At 51.8% G+C, this 16,336-nt stretch carries 14 protein-coding genes; 1 reads left to right on the top strand and 13 read right to left on the bottom strand.

Annotated features, from left to right (window positions below; all coding sequences use genetic code 11):
• Window positions 1-521: 521 nt before the first annotated feature.
• The 8 genes from sucD to DCX48_20450 all read right to left on the bottom strand — a co-directional run bounded on the left by sucD (window position 522) and on the right by DCX48_20450 (window position 10,451).
• Window positions 522-1,394 carry a succinate--CoA ligase subunit alpha gene (gene sucD, locus DCX48_20485; GenBank protein ID QXE16682.1) on the bottom strand — a complete coding sequence of 291 codons (873 nt, stop codon included), beginning with the start codon at window positions 1,392-1,394 and terminating at the stop codon, window positions 522-524.
• On the bottom strand, window positions 1,394-2,560 hold the full coding sequence (locus tag DCX48_20480; protein QXE16681.1) for an ADP-forming succinate--CoA ligase subunit beta: 1,167 nt from the start codon (window positions 2,558-2,560) through the stop codon (window positions 1,394-1,396). Before DCX48_20480 ends, sucD begins: the two co-directional genes overlap by 1 nt.
• A gap of 335 nt (window positions 2,561-2,895) precedes the next feature.
• Window positions 2,896-4,122: a 2-oxoglutarate dehydrogenase complex dihydrolipoyllysine-residue succinyltransferase gene (odhB, locus tag DCX48_20475; protein ID QXE16680.1), complete on the bottom strand. Its 1,227-nt coding sequence runs from the start codon at window positions 4,120-4,122 to the stop codon at window positions 2,896-2,898.
• Between the two features lie 15 nt (window positions 4,123-4,137).
• Window positions 4,138-6,945, bottom strand: coding sequence for a 2-oxoglutarate dehydrogenase E1 component (gene sucA, locus DCX48_20470; GenBank protein QXE16679.1), 2,808 nt, complete (start codon window positions 6,943-6,945; stop codon window positions 4,138-4,140).
• 276 nt (window positions 6,946-7,221) lie between these two features.
• On the bottom strand, window positions 7,222-7,938 hold the full coding sequence (locus tag DCX48_20465; GenBank protein QXE16678.1) for a succinate dehydrogenase iron-sulfur subunit: 717 nt from the start codon (window positions 7,936-7,938) through the stop codon (window positions 7,222-7,224).
• Between the two features lie 16 nt (window positions 7,939-7,954).
• A complete protein-coding gene (locus DCX48_20460) occupies window positions 7,955-9,721 on the bottom strand; it encodes a succinate dehydrogenase flavoprotein subunit (GenBank protein QXE16677.1) in 1,767 nt (588 codons plus the stop codon).
• Window positions 9,721-10,068, bottom strand: a complete 348-nt coding sequence (locus DCX48_20455; protein ID QXE16676.1) for a succinate dehydrogenase membrane anchor subunit — start codon at window positions 10,066-10,068, stop codon at window positions 9,721-9,723. The genes DCX48_20460 and DCX48_20455 overlap by 1 nt, the downstream gene beginning before the upstream one ends.
• The gene (locus DCX48_20450) at window positions 10,062-10,451 is read right to left on the bottom strand and encodes a succinate dehydrogenase cytochrome b556 subunit (protein ID QXE16675.1); all 390 of its coding nucleotides are present in this window, start codon (window positions 10,449-10,451) and stop codon (window positions 10,062-10,064) included. Before DCX48_20450 ends, DCX48_20455 begins: the two co-directional genes overlap by 7 nt.
• Window positions 10,452-11,102: 651 nt before the next feature.
• Between DCX48_20450 and DCX48_20445 the strand changes: the two genes are divergently transcribed.
• The gene (locus DCX48_20445) at window positions 11,103-12,389 is read left to right on the top strand and encodes a citrate synthase (GenBank protein ID QXE16674.1); all 1,287 of its coding nucleotides are present in this window, start codon (window positions 11,103-11,105) and stop codon (window positions 12,387-12,389) included.
• Window positions 12,390-12,471: 82 nt separating this feature from the next.
• On the opposite strand, the gene DCX48_20440 is transcribed toward DCX48_20445, so the two are convergent.
• From DCX48_20440 to pxpB, 5 genes are read right to left on the bottom strand one after another with little or no spacing between them, the layout of a single operon-like run.
• Window positions 12,472-13,263: an endonuclease VIII gene (locus DCX48_20440; GenBank protein ID QXE16673.1), complete on the bottom strand. Its 792-nt coding sequence runs from the start codon at window positions 13,261-13,263 to the stop codon at window positions 12,472-12,474.
• A 52-nt stretch (window positions 13,264-13,315) separates the two neighbouring features.
• Entirely contained in the window at window positions 13,316-13,963 is a 648-nt protein-coding gene (pcp, locus tag DCX48_20435; protein ID QXE16672.1) for a pyroglutamyl-peptidase I, read from the bottom strand.
• Window positions 13,964-13,992: 29 nt separating this feature from the next.
• Complete coding sequence (pxpA, locus tag DCX48_20430) at window positions 13,993-14,730, bottom strand: 5-oxoprolinase subunit PxpA (protein ID QXE16671.1); 738 nt, start codon at window positions 14,728-14,730, stop codon at window positions 13,993-13,995.
• Complete coding sequence (locus DCX48_20425) at window positions 14,720-15,664, bottom strand: biotin-dependent carboxyltransferase family protein (GenBank protein ID QXE16670.1); 945 nt, start codon at window positions 15,662-15,664, stop codon at window positions 14,720-14,722. Before DCX48_20425 ends, pxpA begins: the two co-directional genes overlap by 11 nt.
• Window positions 15,658-16,314 carry a 5-oxoprolinase subunit PxpB gene (gene pxpB / locus DCX48_20420; protein QXE16669.1) on the bottom strand — a complete coding sequence of 219 codons (657 nt, stop codon included), beginning with the start codon at window positions 16,312-16,314 and terminating at the stop codon, window positions 15,658-15,660. Before pxpB ends, DCX48_20425 begins: the two co-directional genes overlap by 7 nt.
• Window positions 16,315-16,336: the final 22 nt, after the last annotated feature.

Genomic DNA, 16,336 nt, shown 5'->3' with positions numbered 1-16,336 from the left:
CGTAAGGAGGTAGCCGTATATTACGCCTGTAATCCCCTACAATAAATAGGTTTTTACGTGACCTAGACTAGGTTTTTGGCTTCAAATCAACTTTCCCATCAAACGGCGCGAAAGACGATAATTGACCTCGCGCAATTTAAGCCTATTTCGTAAATTATATCCAGATGCATTTTTTGATCTAAAACAATTTAACGCTTTTCTCGTGATTGGCGCGTTGCATTAATTTCTTTATTACACCCATTGTTAATGTGATGTGAATTTTAGGTTTAATTCACATTAATTCAGCAATATATATTTTACTTTCCGCTATCGATTATTTACATACAATAAAACGCATTTTCTTTATTCTGTTTTCTGTATGATTTTTCTAATTTTATTACTTATTCTTCCGTTTATTTATTTTTTCTGGGTTGTTCTGGATATTAACGATATTTTCTCATATTTTATCCTCTTGAATGTAATCATTTTTTGCATAAAAAAAGCCACCCGAAGGTGGCTAGCGAGTTTAATCGAATAATCGATTAACGTGCTAATATCGCTTTTACTGCATCGCCGATATCCGCAAGGCTGCGAACGGTTTTAACACCCGCCGCTTCTAACGCTGCGAATTTATCATCGGCAGTACCTTTACCACCGGCAATGATGGCGCCAGCATGGCCCATACGCTTGCCTTTCGGTGCCGTAACACCCGCGATGTAGCCAACGACAGGTTTAGTTACGTGCTCTTTAATGTACTCCGCCGCTTCTTCTTCTGCCGTACCACCGATTTCACCAATCATGACGATGGCTTCTGTCTGTGGATCCTGTTCAAACAGCTTCAGAATATCGATGAAGTTGGAGCCTGGGATCGGGTCGCCACCGATACCGACACAGCTGGACTGACCCAGCCCAGCATCGGTCGTTTGCTTCACGGCTTCATACGTCAGTGTACCTGAACGAGAAACGATACCGACTTTACCCGGCAGGTGAATATGGCCCGGCATGATGCCTATCTTACATTCGCCCGGCGTGATCACCCCTGGGCAGTTCGGGCCGATCATGCGCACGCCGCTCTGATCGAGTTTCACTTTCACCGTCAGCATATCCAGCGTCGGAATACCTTCGGTGATACAGATAATCAGTTCGATACCTGCGTCAATCGCTTCCAGAATGGAGTCTTTACAGAACGGTGCAGGAACGTAGATAACGGATGCCGTTGCGCCCGTCGCTTCTACCGCCTCACGCACCGTATTAAATACAGGCAGACCCAGATGTTCCGTGCCGCCTTTACCTGGCGTCACACCACCGACCATTTGCGTACCGTAAGCAAGTGCTTGCTCAGAGTGGAATGTCCCCTGACTACCGGTAAAACCCTGACAGATAACTTTGGTATTTTTATTAATCAGAATGGACATTATTTATCTCCCGCTGCTGCAACAACCTGCTGAGCCGCACCCGTCAGGCTGGTGGCGGCAATAATATTCAGGCCGCTATCCGCCAGTTTCTTGGCTCCAAGTTCTGCATTGTTTCCTTCAAGACGTACCACAACCGGTACGCTAACGCCCACTTCGGCTACCGCGCCGATGATACCGTCAGCGATCAAATCGCAACGTACGATGCCACCAAAGATGTTAACAAAGACGGCTTTTACCTTGTCGTCAGACAGGATAATTTTGAATGCTTCAGTTACACGTTCTTTCGTCGCGCCACCACCAACATCGAGGAAGTTAGCAGGAGAACCGCCGTGCAGTTTCACGATGTCCATGGTACCCATCGCAAGACCCGCGCCGTTCACCATACAGCCGATGTTACCATCCAGCGCAACATAGTTTAGTTCCCACTGTGCCGCATGCGCTTCACGGGAATCTTCCTGGCTTGGGTCACGCATTTCACGCAGCTCAGGCTGACGAAATAGTGCATTGCCGTCCGCGCCCAGTTTGCCATCCAGACAGATCAGATCGCCCTGCTTAGTGATAACCAGCGGGTTGATTTCTACCAGCGCCAGATCGCGCTCAAGGAACAGCGTCGCCAGACCCATGAAAATTTTGGTGAACTGGGCAACTTGCTTGCCGCTCAGACCCAGCTTGAAGGCCAGCTCGCGACCCTGATAAGGCTGTGGGCCTACCAGTGGATCGATAGCAGCTTTGTGGATCAGTTCCGGCGTCTCTTCCGCAACTTTTTCAATTTCTACGCCACCTTCAGTGGACGCCATGAACACGACACGACGCGTGCCACGGTCAACAACCGCGCCCAGATAAAGCTCTTTGTCGATATCCGTTGCCGCTTCAACCAGAATCTGATGAACCGGTTGGCCCTGTGCGTCAGTTTGATAAGTAACGAGCTTTTTACCCAGCCAGTTTTCAGCAAAAGCGCGAATGTCTTCTTTGTTGCTGACCACTTTAACGCCGCCCGCTTTACCGCGACCGCCTGCGTGAACCTGACATTTTACGACCCACGGACCCGAGCCAATCTTAGATGCGGCTTCTTCTGCTTCACGCGGTGTAGTACAGGCATAGCCGGTCGGTGCCGGTAAACCATATCGAGCAAAGAGTTGTTTTGCCTGATACTCGTGTAAATTCATGATGTTCTATCCATTTAGGTTTGGAGATAAGTCGGCAGACGATTTTTCATCACCGAATCTTTCGGTAGAGAAAAACGCCATAAACTCTCTGATATATTTGGATAACGCCGTTGAGAAAAAACGGCCTGCATAGCACATAATTTTATCTATACCCTAAATAATTCGAGTTGCAGGAAGGCGGCGACACAGTGAATCCCCAGGAGCTTACACCAGTAAGTGACTGGGGTGAGCGAGGAAGGCCAACGCACATGCAGCTTGAAGTATAACGGGTATATCTTTTCAGGCGGAGAACCGTCAGGGTTGTCCGCCTTCGAGCATGATGAATCCAACGATAATTAAACGTCTAACAGCAGACGCGCTGGATCTTCCAACATCTCTTTCACCGTCACGAGGAAGCCAACGGATTCTCGACCATCAACCAAGCGGTGATCGTAAGAAAGCGCCAGATACATCATCGGCAGAATAACCACCTGGCCATCAACCGCCATTGGGCGATCTTTAATGGCGTGCATACCCAGAATCGCACTCTGCGGCGGGTTGATGATCGGGGTAGACATCAGAGAACCAAAGACACCGCCGTTGGTAATCGTGAAGTTACCACCCAACAATTCTTCAACCGTCAGTTTGCCGTCACGGCCTTTCACAGCCAGCTCTTTGATACGCTTCTCGATGTCGGCCATGCCCAGCGCATCCACATCACGCAGTACTGGCGTAACCAGACCACGCGGGGTAGAAACCGCAATGCTGACATCGAAATAGTTGTGGTAAACCACGTCTTCGCCATCAATGGAAGCATTCACTTCAGGGTAACGCTTCAGCGCTTCAACGACGGCTTTGATGTAGAAGGACATGAAGCCCAAACGTACACCGTGACGCTTCTCAAAAGCTTCGCCGTATTGCTTGCGCAGGTCCATGATCGGCTGCATGTTGATTTCGTTAAACGTCGTCAACATTGCTGTGCTGTTTTTCGCTTCCAGCAGACGTTCTGCAACGCGCTTACGCAGACGCGTCATCGGTACGCGTTTTTCGCTGCGCGCGCCCAGAGCAGGTGCAGGAGAAGCCGCCGGAGCCTCGGGCTTAGCCGCTTTAGCAGAATCTTTCTTCTGGGCAGCCAAATGCTTATCCACATCTTCACGGGTAATTCGGCCACCTACGCCGCTGCCTTTGATAGCAGACGCGTCGAGATTGTGCTCGGCAATTAGGCGACGGATAGCCGGGCTCAGCGCGTCGCTGTGCTCTTCTTCCAGACCAGCCGTATGACGCTGTGCCGGTGTCGATTCTTTACTCTGAGATTTCTCGCCAGTTTCTTTACCGGAGCTATCGCCACGGCGAATACGGCCCAGAAGCTGGCGAGACATGACGGTTGCGCCTTCTTCTTCCAGCACGGCATCCAGAATGCCGGCTTCAGAGGCTGGAACTTCCAGCACTACTTTGTCAGTTTCAATTTCAACCAATACTTCATCACGCTGGACGCTATCGCCGGGCTTTTTATGCCAGGTAGCCACAGTGGCGTCAGCGACGGATTCAGGCAGGTCGGGTACAAGAATATCTACGCTACTCATTATCTATCCTTTTATTTAATCAACGTTCAGCGCGTCATCGACCAGATCTTTCTGTTGTTTCTGGTGTACGGACATATAGCCAACGGCGGGTGATGCAGACGCCGGGCGTCCTGCGTAACGTAAAGAAGATCCAAACGGAATCACTTCACGGAGATGGTGCTGACTGCAATACCAGGCTCCCTGATTCAGCGGTTCTTCCTGACACCATACGAAATCATGAACTTGGGAAAAAGGTTCCAGTGCCGCTTGAACAGCTTGATGCGGGAACGGATAAAGCTGTTCGATACGGACGATAGCGACATCTTTTTGCTCGTTCTTGCGGCGCTGTTCCAGCAAATCATAGTAGACCTTACCGGAACAAAGCACGACACGCTTCACGGCTGCCGGATCTAATTCTTCTACTTCACCAATCGCTGGTTGGAAGGAACCATTCGCCAGTTCGTCCAGTGAAGAGATCGCCAACGGATGGCGCAGCAGGGATTTCGGCGACATGACCACCAGCGGACGGCGCATACCACGCAGGGCCTGACGGCGAAGCATGTGATAAACCTGTGCCGGTGTTGATGGAATACAGACCTGCATATTTTGCTCAGCGCACAGTTGCAGATAACGCTCCAGTCTGGCAGACGAGTGCTCTGGGCCCTGCCCTTCATAACCATGTGGCAACAGCATGACCAGACCACACATCCGGCCCCACTTCTGCTCACCGGAGCTGATGAACTGATCGATCACCACCTGCGCACCGTTGGCAAAGTCACCAAACTGCGCTTCCCAGATAGTCAGCGTGCGCGGTTCTGCGGTCGCATAGCCGTATTCAAACGCGAGGATCGCTTCTTCGGATAGTACGGAGTCCCAAACATTGAACTCGCCCTGCCCGTTATGTACATGGTTCAACGGCGTGTAGCTGGAACCATTTTTCTGGTTATGTACGACAGCATGGCGATGGAAGAACGTACCGCGACCGCTGTCCTCACCAGACAGGCGAATCGGAATCCCTTCATCAACCAACGTGGCGTAGGCCAGCGTTTCCGCGCCACCCCAGTCGAACGGTTTATTGCCAGCGGCCATTTCGGCACGGTCGGAATAAACTTTGGCAACACGAGGATGGATCTCAATGCCTTCCGGTACTTCGCTGATACGTTTTGCAAGCTCTTGTAAACGTTTCATTTCCGTACTGTGCGGATAAGGCTCATCCCATTCATGATTGAGATACGGCGTCCAGGTAAAGGACTGCATATCCATCTCACGCCATTCATCGACTACGCACTCACCGGCATCCAACGCGTCACGGAACAGATTGACCATTTCGGTGGCATCTTCCTGTGTGATCGTTTTTTCCTGTTCCAGACGATCGGCATACACCTTACGTGGTGTCGGATGCTTTTTGATCTTCTGATACATCATTGGCTGCGTTGCACTTGGCTCGTCGGCTTCGTTATGGCCGTGACGGCGGTAACAAATCAGATCGATGAACACATCGCGTTTGAAGGCGTTGCGGAAATCCAGCGCCAAACGTGTAACAAACGCCACCGCTTCCGGATCGTCTGCGTTAACGTGGAAAATAGGTGCCTGCACCATTTTACCCACATCCGTACAGTATTCTGTTGAGCGAATATCCAGCGGGTTGGAGGTGGTGAAGCCGATACGGTTGTTGATCACAATACGCAGCGTGCCACCGACTTCGTAGCCACGCACCGTCGACATATTCAACAGTTCCTGCACCACGCCCTGGCCGCTAATTGCCGCGTCGCCGTGAATGGTGATAGGTAAAACACGCGGGCCACTTTGGCTATTCAGGCGATCGAGACGCGCACGTACCGATCCCGTCACTACTGGGCTGACGATCTCCAGATGCGAGGGGTTGAACGCCAACGCCAAATGCACCAGACCGCCAGCAGTATCAAATTCAGAAGAGAAGCCTTGGTGATATTTCACGTCACCGGTACCCAAGTGTTCTTTATGCTTACCGGCGAACTCGTCAAACAGATCCTGAGATTTTTTGCCCAATACGTTGATTAGCACGTTGAGGCGACCACGGTGCGCCATCCCCAATACGACTTCGCGAGTATCGTTTGCACCCGCATGGCGAATCAATTCTTTCAGCATAGGAACCAGTGCGTCAGCGCCTTCCAGCGAGAAACGCTTAGCGCCTGGATACTTGGCACCCAGATACCGCTCAAGCCCTTCGGCTGCGGTTAGCTCTTTCAGGAAACGGCGCTTCTCTTCTACCGTAAACGACGGTTGACCGGTTACTGATTCAATACGTTGCTGGATCCAACGTTTCTCTTCCGTGCTGGTCATATGCATATATTCAGCACCGATAGAACCGCAGTAGGTGCGTTTCAGCGCGTCATACAGATCTTCCAGCTTCATGGTGTCTTTGCCGATGGCAAAAGACCCCACATTGAAGGATTCCTGTAGGTCATCCTGAGTCAGGTTATGATAATCCAGATCCAGTTCTGCAACAGGCTCCTGAGGACGCAGGAAAATCGGGTCCAGATTGGCCTGCTGATGCCCACGGAAGCGGAACGCATTGATCAGCTGCAATACCTTGACCTGCTTGACATCAATATCGGGATCGGTGACTGATGAGGTAAAGCGCGAAGAGTCTTTCGCCAGACGGCGGAAATAGTCGCGCGTTTTGGAATGGAGTTGATCCGGTTTGACCCCGCTCGTAGGCAATTGCTGGAAGATCGAGCGCCAGCTATGTTCGATCGAGTCAGGATCGGTTAAAAAATCTTCATAGAGTTGCTCTATGTAGGACTGATTCGCACCCGCCAAATAGGAGGAATCCAGCCAGGCCTTCATCGCGCCGTTCTGCATTATGATCCCTTAAGCTAATAAGCTTCAGTTTTCGCCGTGGTTAACATGTAATTAGTGTCCGTATATCGTTTGCCATACAAACGGTTCACTTGTCGTACAATCGGTACGCGCTTAGGGTATCCATTCCCCCTAAGGAACCTTTAAAAACCGGTTCTGGCGCGCAAGCCGGTTTTTAAAGGTTTCCTGCGCTCCCTCTGAAGAATAGCAACTTCAGAGGGAGATACATGTTTTACTACTTAATCTTTATGCAATAACGCGTTACGTATCAACTATCGGTTACGCGCTGCGGTGCAGCAACATCGATTTAATATGACCAATAGCCTTGGTCGGGTTCAACCCTTTCGGACAAACGCTAACGCAGTTCATGATGCCGTGGCAGCGGAAGACGCTGAACGCATCGTCCAGATCGTCAAGTCGTGGCGTAGTTTCCGTATCACGACTGTCAATCAGGAAACGGTACGCGGCCAATAACCCAGCAGGCCCAACAAATTTGTCTGGGTTCCACCAGAACGATGGGCAAGACGTTGAGCAGCAGGCACACATAATGCACTCATACAATCCATCCAGCTTGGCACGTTGTTCAGGCGATTGCAGATGTTCACGCGCTGGCGGATTTTTCCCATTATTCAACAGGTAAGGCTTTATTTTCTCATATTGAGCATAGAACTGTCCCATGTCCACTACCAAATCACGTACAACCGGTAATCCCGGTAAAGGACGGATAACAATTTTGCTGTTTCCGCGCCGTAACGCGGAAACTGGCGTAATACAGGCCAGCCCGTTTTTGCCGTTCATGTTAACGCCGTCGGAACCACAGACGCCTTCGCGACAGGAACGACGGAATGAGAGCGTCGGATCCTGCTCTTTCAGCAACATCAGCGCATCCAGCAGCATCATGTCGCGGCCTTCTTCCGCCTCCAGTTGGTAATCCTGCATCCGCGGAGCATCATCAACATCCGGGTTATAACGATAAATAGAAAATTCGACTTTCATCGTTTGATCTCCGCAATTAATAAGTACGTATTTTCGGCGGGAACGCCGCACGCAATTTAGGCTGCATGTTCACCTCACGGCGAGTCATGCTGTCGGTTTGCGGCAGATACAACGAATGGCACAGCCAATTCTCATCGTCACGTTCTGGGTAATCAAAGCGGCTATGGGCACCACGGCTTTCAGTACGGAAGTTAGCCGAAACCGCCGTTGCGTAAGCGGTTTCCATCAGGTTATCCAGTTCCAGACACTCAATGCGCTGGGTGTTGAACTCGCTTGATGTATCATCCAAACGCGCGTCTTTCAGGCGCTCACGGATCACTTTCAGCTCTTCCAGCCCTTTGGCCATCGCATCGCCTTCACGGAATACCGAGAAGTTATTCTGCATACAGGATTGCAGCGCCTTGCGGATTTCAACCGGATCTTCACCGGAACGCGTATTGTTCCAACGATTCATGCGGTCGAGTGACGCTTCAATATCAGATTCGCTGGCATCACGACTTTCGCCCTGCTCTTCCAACGACTCTCGCAGATGGATACCCGCCGAGCGGCCGAATACCACTAGGTCGAGCAGCGAGTTACCGCCCAGACGGTTAGCACCATGGACCGATACGCAGGCAATTTCACCCACGGCAAACAACCCTGGAATCACCACATCCTCGCCTTTCTCATTCACCGTCAACGCCTGACCGCTTACTTTGGTCGGAATACCGCCCATCATATAGTGGCAGGTTGGAATAACAGGAATCGGCTCTTTCACTGGATCGACGTGAGCAAATGTACGGGACAGTTCCAAAATACCCGGCAGGCGAGATTCCAGAACGTCTTTACCCAGATGGTCAAGCTTCAGCTTGGCGTGCGGTCCCCACGGACCTTCACAGCCGCGGCCTTCACGAATTTCGATCATAATAGAACGGGCAACAACGTCACGACCCGCCAGATCTTTCGCATTTGGCGCGTAGCGTTCCATGAAACGCTCACCGTGCTTATTCAGCAAATAGCCACCTTCACCACGGCAGCCTTCGGTTACCAGCACACCCGCACCAGCAATGCCGGTTGGGTGGAACTGCCACATTTCCATGTCCTGCAACGGAACACCGGCACGCAACGCCATACCTACGCCGTCGCCAGTATTAATGTGCGCATTGGTGGTGGACTGGTAGATACGGCCCGCGCCACCGGTTGCCAGCACGGTCGCCTTCGCTTTGAAATAGACCACTTCACCGGTTTCGATACAGATCGCCGTACAGCCGACAACAGCACCATCCTGATTTTTCACCAGATCGAGGGCATACCATTCGGAGAAGATAGTGGTGTTATTTTTCAGGTTCTGCTGATACAGCGTGTGCAGCAGCGCATGGCCGGTACGGTCAGCGGCAGCTGCGGTACGTGCGGCCTGCTCACCGCCAAAGTTCTTGGATTGGCCGCCGAACGGACGCTGATAAATACTGCCATCATCCAGACGGGAGAACGGTAATCCCATGTGTTCCAGTTCCAGAATCGCTTCCGGGCCGGTTTTACACATATATTCAATCGCGTCCTGATCGCCAATGTAATCCGACCCTTTTACGGTGTCATACATGTGCCATTCCCAGTTATCTTCATGGGTGTTACCCAGCGCAACGGTAATACCGCCCTGCGCGGACACAGTATGGGAACGGGTTGGGAACACTTTGGATAACAGGGCACAGGACAGGCCCATTTGGGAGATTTGCAGCGCGGCGCGCATTCCTGCACCACCCGCACCAACAACCACTGCATCAAATTCTCTGACTGGCAAATTCATCACGCACCCCACACCACAATAGTTCCATAAATGACGTACACCAACAGCGCTATAACAATCGCCAACTGTAAAGTCAGGCGTAAGGCCAGCGGTTTAATGTAGTCGGTCAGCACTTGCCACATCCCTATCCAGGCATGAACCAGAATGGAAAATAAGGTTAGCAGTGTGAATACTTTGGTGAGAGCCATCGCGAAGAAACCACGCCAGATTTCATAAGTGATGTCGCCAGCCGTAGCAATAAAGCCAATGAGATAAATTACATATAGAACAATGACGATGGCGGAAGCGCGAATCAGTAACCAATCGTGTACGCCATTGCGTCCTAACGCAGAAGCATTGCTTACCATACGAGGACTCCAGCCAGAATTGAAAGCACGACAGTAATAATAAATGAGAGATTTGCAGAACGCTTACCTGCGGCAAGGTCTTCTTCTATATAGCCAAAATCCATCAATAGGTGACGTATACCACCAACAATGTGATAAGCCAACGCAACGAGGATGCCCCAGACGATAAACTTGACGATGAAGCTATCCATAATTTCCGCAGCGCGCAGGAACCCTTCCTCGGAAGAAAGAGAGGTGCCTAACAGCCACAGTAAAATACCGACAGCGACAAAGGTGATAACGCCAGAGACGCGGTGAAGAATAGATGCTATCGCAGTAACGGGAAACTGGATCGTCTGCAATTCCAGATTGACAGGTCTTTGTTTTTTCACGGATTTGCCCACACAGCTTTTATTATTGTTTCTTCCTCCGGGCCTGATGTGAGGTCAGACAGCATGAAAGTTGCAGCCCTGAGAGTGGGTTTACGATACGCGCTCAAACATCGACGTTCCGGTGTCTAAACAGCGCATGATCCTTTCATACTGGGTGCTCCTACTGCAGGGTGATTCCGGAGACCTGGCGGGAGTATAGGTCCTTCACATTCTCATTACAATTCCCATACAAACTGTTTGGTGACATTTGCCCCGAACAGTGATTTAGATCACGAATTTCACAATTTATATAAAATTAATTATCTGATTTGACAAAAGTTCAACATTTCAATTACAACTAGGGGATTGAATTTCTTATGATGTGTTAAAGCACGACGGCGAGACTTCCACACTGGCGTAACTTATGTAACAGTGAAGAGAGTCCACGTAAAAATCATAGGTAATGACTACAATCTATTCAGAGCATTGTTAATTGCCTGAAGATCGCTAATTACCTGGAGAACGAATTTTTCATCCTGAATGCGGCTATCCGCCTTACTCTGTATCCTATTTGACGACTGTGTCACAACAGAGTTTCACTGGACGTTTTTCGTCCGGTGCGCAGGCATGACGGTATTTCTTCAGTGAAAATTTTTAAAATTAAAAGCGCTAAGGAGACTGTAAATGGCTGATAAAAAAGCAACACTTACTCTAGAGGGTAAAGATCCAATTGAGCTAAATGTCCTATCTGGCACATTGGGGTATGATGAGATTGATATTCGTCCCCTCGGTTCTAAAGGTTACTTCACATTTGACCCCGGCTTTACCTCTACCGCATCTTGCGAATCCAAGATTACCTATATCGACGGCGACGAAGGCATCCTGCTGCACCGTGGCTTCCCAATTGCCCAACTGGCTGAAAAATCTAATTATCTTGAAGTTTGTTACATCCTGCTGTTCGGCGAACCCCCGACGGCAGAACAGTATGAAACCTTTAAGACAACCGTTACTCGCCACACGATGATCCATGAGCAGATTACCCGTCTGTTCCACGGTTTCCGTCGTGATTCACATCCAATGGCCGTCTTATGTGGCGTCACCGGTGCACTGGCAGCGTTCTACCACGATTCATTGGACATTAGCATTGAGCGCCACCGCGAAATCGCGGCCTACCGCCTGCTGTCCAAAATGCCAACCGTTGCGGCGATGTGCTACAAATATTCACTGGGCCAGCCGTTTGTTTATCCGAAAAACAACCTGTCCTACGCGGGTAATTTCCTGCATATGATGTTCTCCACTCCTTGTGAAGAATATGTTGTGAATCCGGTGCTAGAACGGGCTATGGACCGTATTCTGATCCTGCATGCCGATCACGAACAAAACGCCTCGACTTCTACCGTGCGTACTGCGGGGTCGTCTGGTGCAAACCCGTTTGCCTGTATCGCCGCGGGGATCGCCTCGCTGTGGGGACCGGCGCACGGCGGCGCGAACGAAGCCTGTCTGCGTATGCTGGAAGAAATCAGCAGCGTGGAACACATCCCGGCGTTTATCGAGCGTGCAAAAGACAAGAACGACTCCTTCCGCCTGATGGGCTTCGGTCACCGTGTGTACAAAAACCACGATCCGCGCGCCACAGTCATGCGTGAAACCTGCCATGAAGTGCTGAAAGAGCTAGGCAGAAAAGATGATCTGCTGGAAGTGGCGATGGAGCTAGAACATATCGCGCTAAACGATCCGTACTTCATTGAGAAGAAACTGTACCCGAACGTGGACTTCTACTCAGGTATCATCCTGAAAGCGATGGGGATTCCGTCTTCCATGTTTACCGTCATCTTCGCGATGGCGCGTACCGTGGGCTGGATTGCGCACTGGAGCGAAATGCACGCCGACGGCATCAAAATTGCCCGTCCACGTCAGCTGTACACCGGCTACGACAAACGTGACTTTGCGTCCAATCTGAAACACGATTAATTCATTCAGTACGTACAAAAAGGCCGGATATCACTATCCGGCTTTTTGTTTCAGAACCGTATTTCTCTTACCTCTACTAGCTCTAGCTCTGGCAGTGCGGGCACCAATAAAACGGGCGTGATGACAGCATCGTTCTTTCAATGGTTCCGCCGCAGCGCTCACAGCTTTCCCCTTCTCGATGGAAAACCTTGAACGAAAAAATTGCCCCATGATGTCGATTTTCATCCGCGGTGCCACGCGTGTTGTAGGACAACCGAGGAATCTTCAGCAACGCTCGACTTAGCGTTTGCAACTGTTCCTCATTCAACTGCGAGGCCGTATGCTGCGGTGCCAGCTGTGCCTGCCACAGAATCTCGACGCGCAGATAATTCCCCAGCCCAGCAAGAAAAGCCTGATCCAGCAGCAGCCCACTGAACTGGCGACGACGAAAACGCGGTAATAACAAACGCTCACACACCTGTTCTGGCGTCAGAGAAAGATCCAATACATCCGGCCCAATACGTTGCAGGAAAGGATGCGCCGTGAGCGTCTCCAATGTCAGCATTTCAATATCCGATGCACTGTAGAGCAGAATAGCGCGATCCTGCGTCTCCAGCCGGATGCGTAAATCCCGCTTCGTTTCCGGCGACTCACCAGCATTCACGACTCGCCACACGCCATACAGCTGATTGTGGCTATACAACACGCGATCGTGGCTAAAATAGGTCAGTAGCGCCTTCCCGCGTGTTTCGATCTGCCTGACCTGCTGCCCAACCAATTCGGTTTCGTACGGCTTCAGTTCTGGAAACGCAAACCAGACGCGCGTCAGCGTTTTTCCCACGACAGCCTCAACCAGCTTATCGGCCGCCCGACGAATTTCCGGCCCTTCCGGCATACTCGACTACTCCCTGAAAATCAGACGCTCTGCGACTGAGCGATTCGCTAAATTAATGTAATGCCCCGCCAGTAATCGCCACGTCAACCTGCTGCACCAGCAACTGCTTAATCATCACTTCCAGCGCCGCCGTGACTAACGGCGTTGGCATACTCGGCTCGCCGGGATGTCGTGCCGCCTGTTCCGGTGAATAAGGAATATGAACAAAACCACCGCGGACCACATCACCTTGTTGGTGCAACTGGTGTAAAAGCCCGTACATCACGTGATTGCAGACAAACGTCCCTGCGGTTTGCGACACCGAGGCTGGAATTCCCGCCACATGTAATGCCTGAACCAGCGCTTTCACCGGTAGCGTCGAGAAATACGCCGCTGGCCCCTTTTCCACCACGGGCGTATCAATCGGCTGGTTGCCTCGGTTATCCGCAATTCGGGCATCATTAATATTAATCGCCACGCGTTCGACAGAAATATCGGCACGGCCGCCCGCCTGCCCCACCGCGATCACCACTTCCGGCTGCCATTCGGCTATCGCACGATAGAGCTGATCCAGTGATAGATAAAAGACGCAAGATAAACGGCAAGCCACTACTCGCACGCCGCCAACTTCCCGCTGATGAAGGTCTTTTACCGCTTCCCATGAAGGATTAATCGCTTCGCCCTCAAAAGGTTCAAACGCCGTGATCAAAACGGTTTTCATCTATTATCCCCGTAATACAAAAATAATGATTATGTCGCAGCAACTGCTATCTGGTGCTGGCTAAAGCAGTTACGCAACTTGCGGGCAAACAGCAGCGCGTGTTGCCCATCACCGTGAATACACACGGTATCCGCTTGTACGTTAACCCAGGAACCGTCGATCGCCCTAACCCGCTGGCGTTGAATCATTTCCAGCGTCTGCGCCAGCGCCAGTTCATCGCTATTAATCAGCGCACCAGCCTGAGTGCGCGGCACCAGCGACCCGTCTGGCAGATAGCAACGATCGGCGAAAACTTCCTGACGTGTTTCTAGCCCGAGTCGTTTTCCGGCGCGAATCAACTCACTTCCCGCCAACCCGACCAAACGCAACGCCGGGTTAACGACCTTAACCGCCTTGGCTACCGCATCAGCCAATGCCGGTTCGCTCGCAGCCTGATTGTAAAGCATACCGTGGGGCTTAACGTGCGACAGCGTTCCACCTTCAACAGCGACGATCGCGCTGAGCGCCCCCAACTGATACACCATCTGCGCAAAGACAATTTCCGCAGGCACATTCATCGCCTTACGGCCAAAATTTTCACGATCGAGAAAGCTGGGGTGTGCACCAAGCGTGACCCCATAGCCGATTCCCCAACGTACTGATTGACGCATGGTTTGGGCGTCACCGGCGTGAAATCCACAGGCAATATTGACAGACGTCACCAACTTCAGCAGCGCTTCATCATGCTCGCCGCCCTCGCCCAGATCGGCATTCAGATCAATAATCATGCAGCCTCCACGCCAGTTGTTCGAGGTAACGCCGCTGTTCGTCAGCGGCTTTTTGCGCCTGAGCTGGCGTACAGTGAATAAAATGTATCGGTTCACCAAGTCGAATTTGTGCCAGATGGAACAAGTCGGCTTCGATCACGCTCGCAATACGCGGATAACCGCCCGTAGTCTGCGCATCCGCCAGCAGCACAATAGGGTGACCATTATGTGGAACCTGCACGACGCCCGGCAGCAGCCCATGTGATGGCAGCTCGCGCGGTTTATTGCCTGACGATGTGGTGCGCTGTAGCTCCGCCCCCAACAAACGGTATCCCATGCGGTTACTTTGCGGACTCAACTGCCAAGAGGTTCGCCAGAACAGCTCCTGCATCTCTTCGCTGAATTCCTGATATTCCGGTCCTGGCAATGCCCGCACGCGATTGCTGAATAACAGCTGCTTGATCCCGACTTCTCGCGTCAGTTCGCGAGTCGGCGTTCCCAGCGGAAGCTCATCGCCATCCAGTAGTAAACGTCCGTCAAAGCCACCAAATCCGGCTTTCAAGTCGGTACTGCGCGAACCGAGCGCCTCCGGCACATCCACTCCGCCGGACAGAGCCAAATAGCTGCGCATTCCGTTACGCGGCAGGCGCATTTTCAACGTTTGCCCCGGCTTCACGGCGAAACGCCAGCCAGTCCAGAGTGGTTTTCCATCCAGTTCGGCATGGCAGTCCGCACCGGTAAGCGCCACCCAGCAGGCCGTAGTGAACGTTGCAGTAAACTTGCCCAGTGTAATTTCCAGCGCCGCGGCGCTCTCTGCGTTGCCCACCAGCAGGTTAGCCATTTTCAGAGCAGGCAGGTCGAGCGCACCTGACTGGCTGATTCCCAAACGGCGAAAGCCGACGCGACCGCCGTCCTGCACCGAAGTATGCAATCCGGCATGGATAACTTTCAGCATATGCCCTCCTTCTGTGGCAGGAACCGAACGTTATCTCCAGGGCGTAACAGCGTTGGCGGCATCGTTTGCGGGTTGAACAGCGTCAATGATGTACGTCCAATCAGTTGCCAGCCGCCCGGCGTTGCCAGCGGATAGATCCCCGTTTGCGCACCACCAATCCCGACCGATCCCTCTGGCACGCGCAGACGAGGTTCGGCACGACGCGGCATATGCAGTTTTTCATTTAATCCGCCAAGGTAGGCAAAACCCGGTTGGAAGCCCAAAAAATAGACCACGTACTGTGCAGCCGCATGCGCTTCCACAACCTGGCTCACCGTCAGGCCACTGTGAGCGGCAACTTCTGCCAGATCTGGCCCCGCCTCTCCACCATAAATGACAGGGATGTCGATATCTCGTGGGTCAAACACCAGCGATTCGCTTTCTTCCCACCAACGCTGCAAACGTTCAATCGCATCCAGCGCCACCTGTTGCGGATGCGCCAACAGCACCGTCAGGTTGTTCATACCCGGAATCACTTCCAGCACCTCTTCATGGTGATTCAGGCGCTCGGCAAGCCCCCATATCCGCTGCTGGCTCTCCAGCGACATTGGCGGTTCCAGTTCCAGTACGACAGCCCTCTCGCCCAGAAGATAACACCGTGCTCGTTGCAATCTTTCCTCCTGAATCGCGTTT

The organism is Pectobacterium atrosepticum (assembly GCA_019056595.1).
Taxonomy (GTDB): domain Bacteria; phylum Pseudomonadota; class Gammaproteobacteria; order Enterobacterales; family Enterobacteriaceae; genus Pectobacterium; species Pectobacterium atrosepticum.
This window is presented reverse-complemented; position numbering and strand designations above follow the sequence as displayed.

What these genes read in the sequence shown, in the direction of transcription:
- sucD (QXE16682.1), bottom strand. Translation starts at nt 1,394, where the DNA reads ATGTCCATTCTGATTAATAAAAATACCAAAGTTATCTGTCAGGGTTTT.
- DCX48_20445 (QXE16674.1), top strand. Translation starts at nt 11,103, where the DNA reads ATGGCTGATAAAAAAGCAACACTTACTCTAGAGGGTAAAGATCCAATT.
- DCX48_20480 (QXE16681.1), bottom strand. Translation starts at nt 2,560, where the DNA reads ATGAATTTACACGAGTATCAGGCAAAACAACTCTTTGCTCGATATGGT.
- DCX48_20465 (QXE16678.1), bottom strand. Translation starts at nt 7,938, where the DNA reads ATGAAAGTCGAATTTTCTATTTATCGTTATAACCCGGATGTTGATGAT.
- DCX48_20425 (QXE16670.1), bottom strand. Translation starts at nt 15,664, where the DNA reads ATGCTGAAAGTTATCCATGCCGGATTGCATACTTCGGTGCAGGACGGC.
- sucA (QXE16679.1), bottom strand. Translation starts at nt 6,945, where the DNA reads ATGCAGAACGGCGCGATGAAGGCCTGGCTGGATTCCTCCTATTTGGCG.
- pcp (QXE16672.1), bottom strand. Translation starts at nt 13,963, where the DNA reads ATGAAAACCGTTTTGATCACGGCGTTTGAACCTTTTGAGGGCGAAGCG.
- DCX48_20440 (QXE16673.1), bottom strand. Translation starts at nt 13,263, where the DNA reads ATGCCGGAAGGGCCGGAAATTCGTCGGGCGGCCGATAAGCTGGTTGAG.
- DCX48_20455 (QXE16676.1), bottom strand. Translation starts at nt 10,068, where the DNA reads ATGGTAAGCAATGCTTCTGCGTTAGGACGCAATGGCGTACACGATTGG.
- DCX48_20460 (QXE16677.1), bottom strand. Translation starts at nt 9,721, where the DNA reads ATGAATTTGCCAGTCAGAGAATTTGATGCAGTGGTTGTTGGTGCGGGT.
- pxpA (QXE16671.1), bottom strand. Translation starts at nt 14,730, where the DNA reads ATGATTATTGATCTGAATGCCGATCTGGGCGAGGGCGGCGAGCATGAT.
- odhB (QXE16680.1), bottom strand. Translation starts at nt 4,122, where the DNA reads ATGAGTAGCGTAGATATTCTTGTACCCGACCTGCCTGAATCCGTCGCT.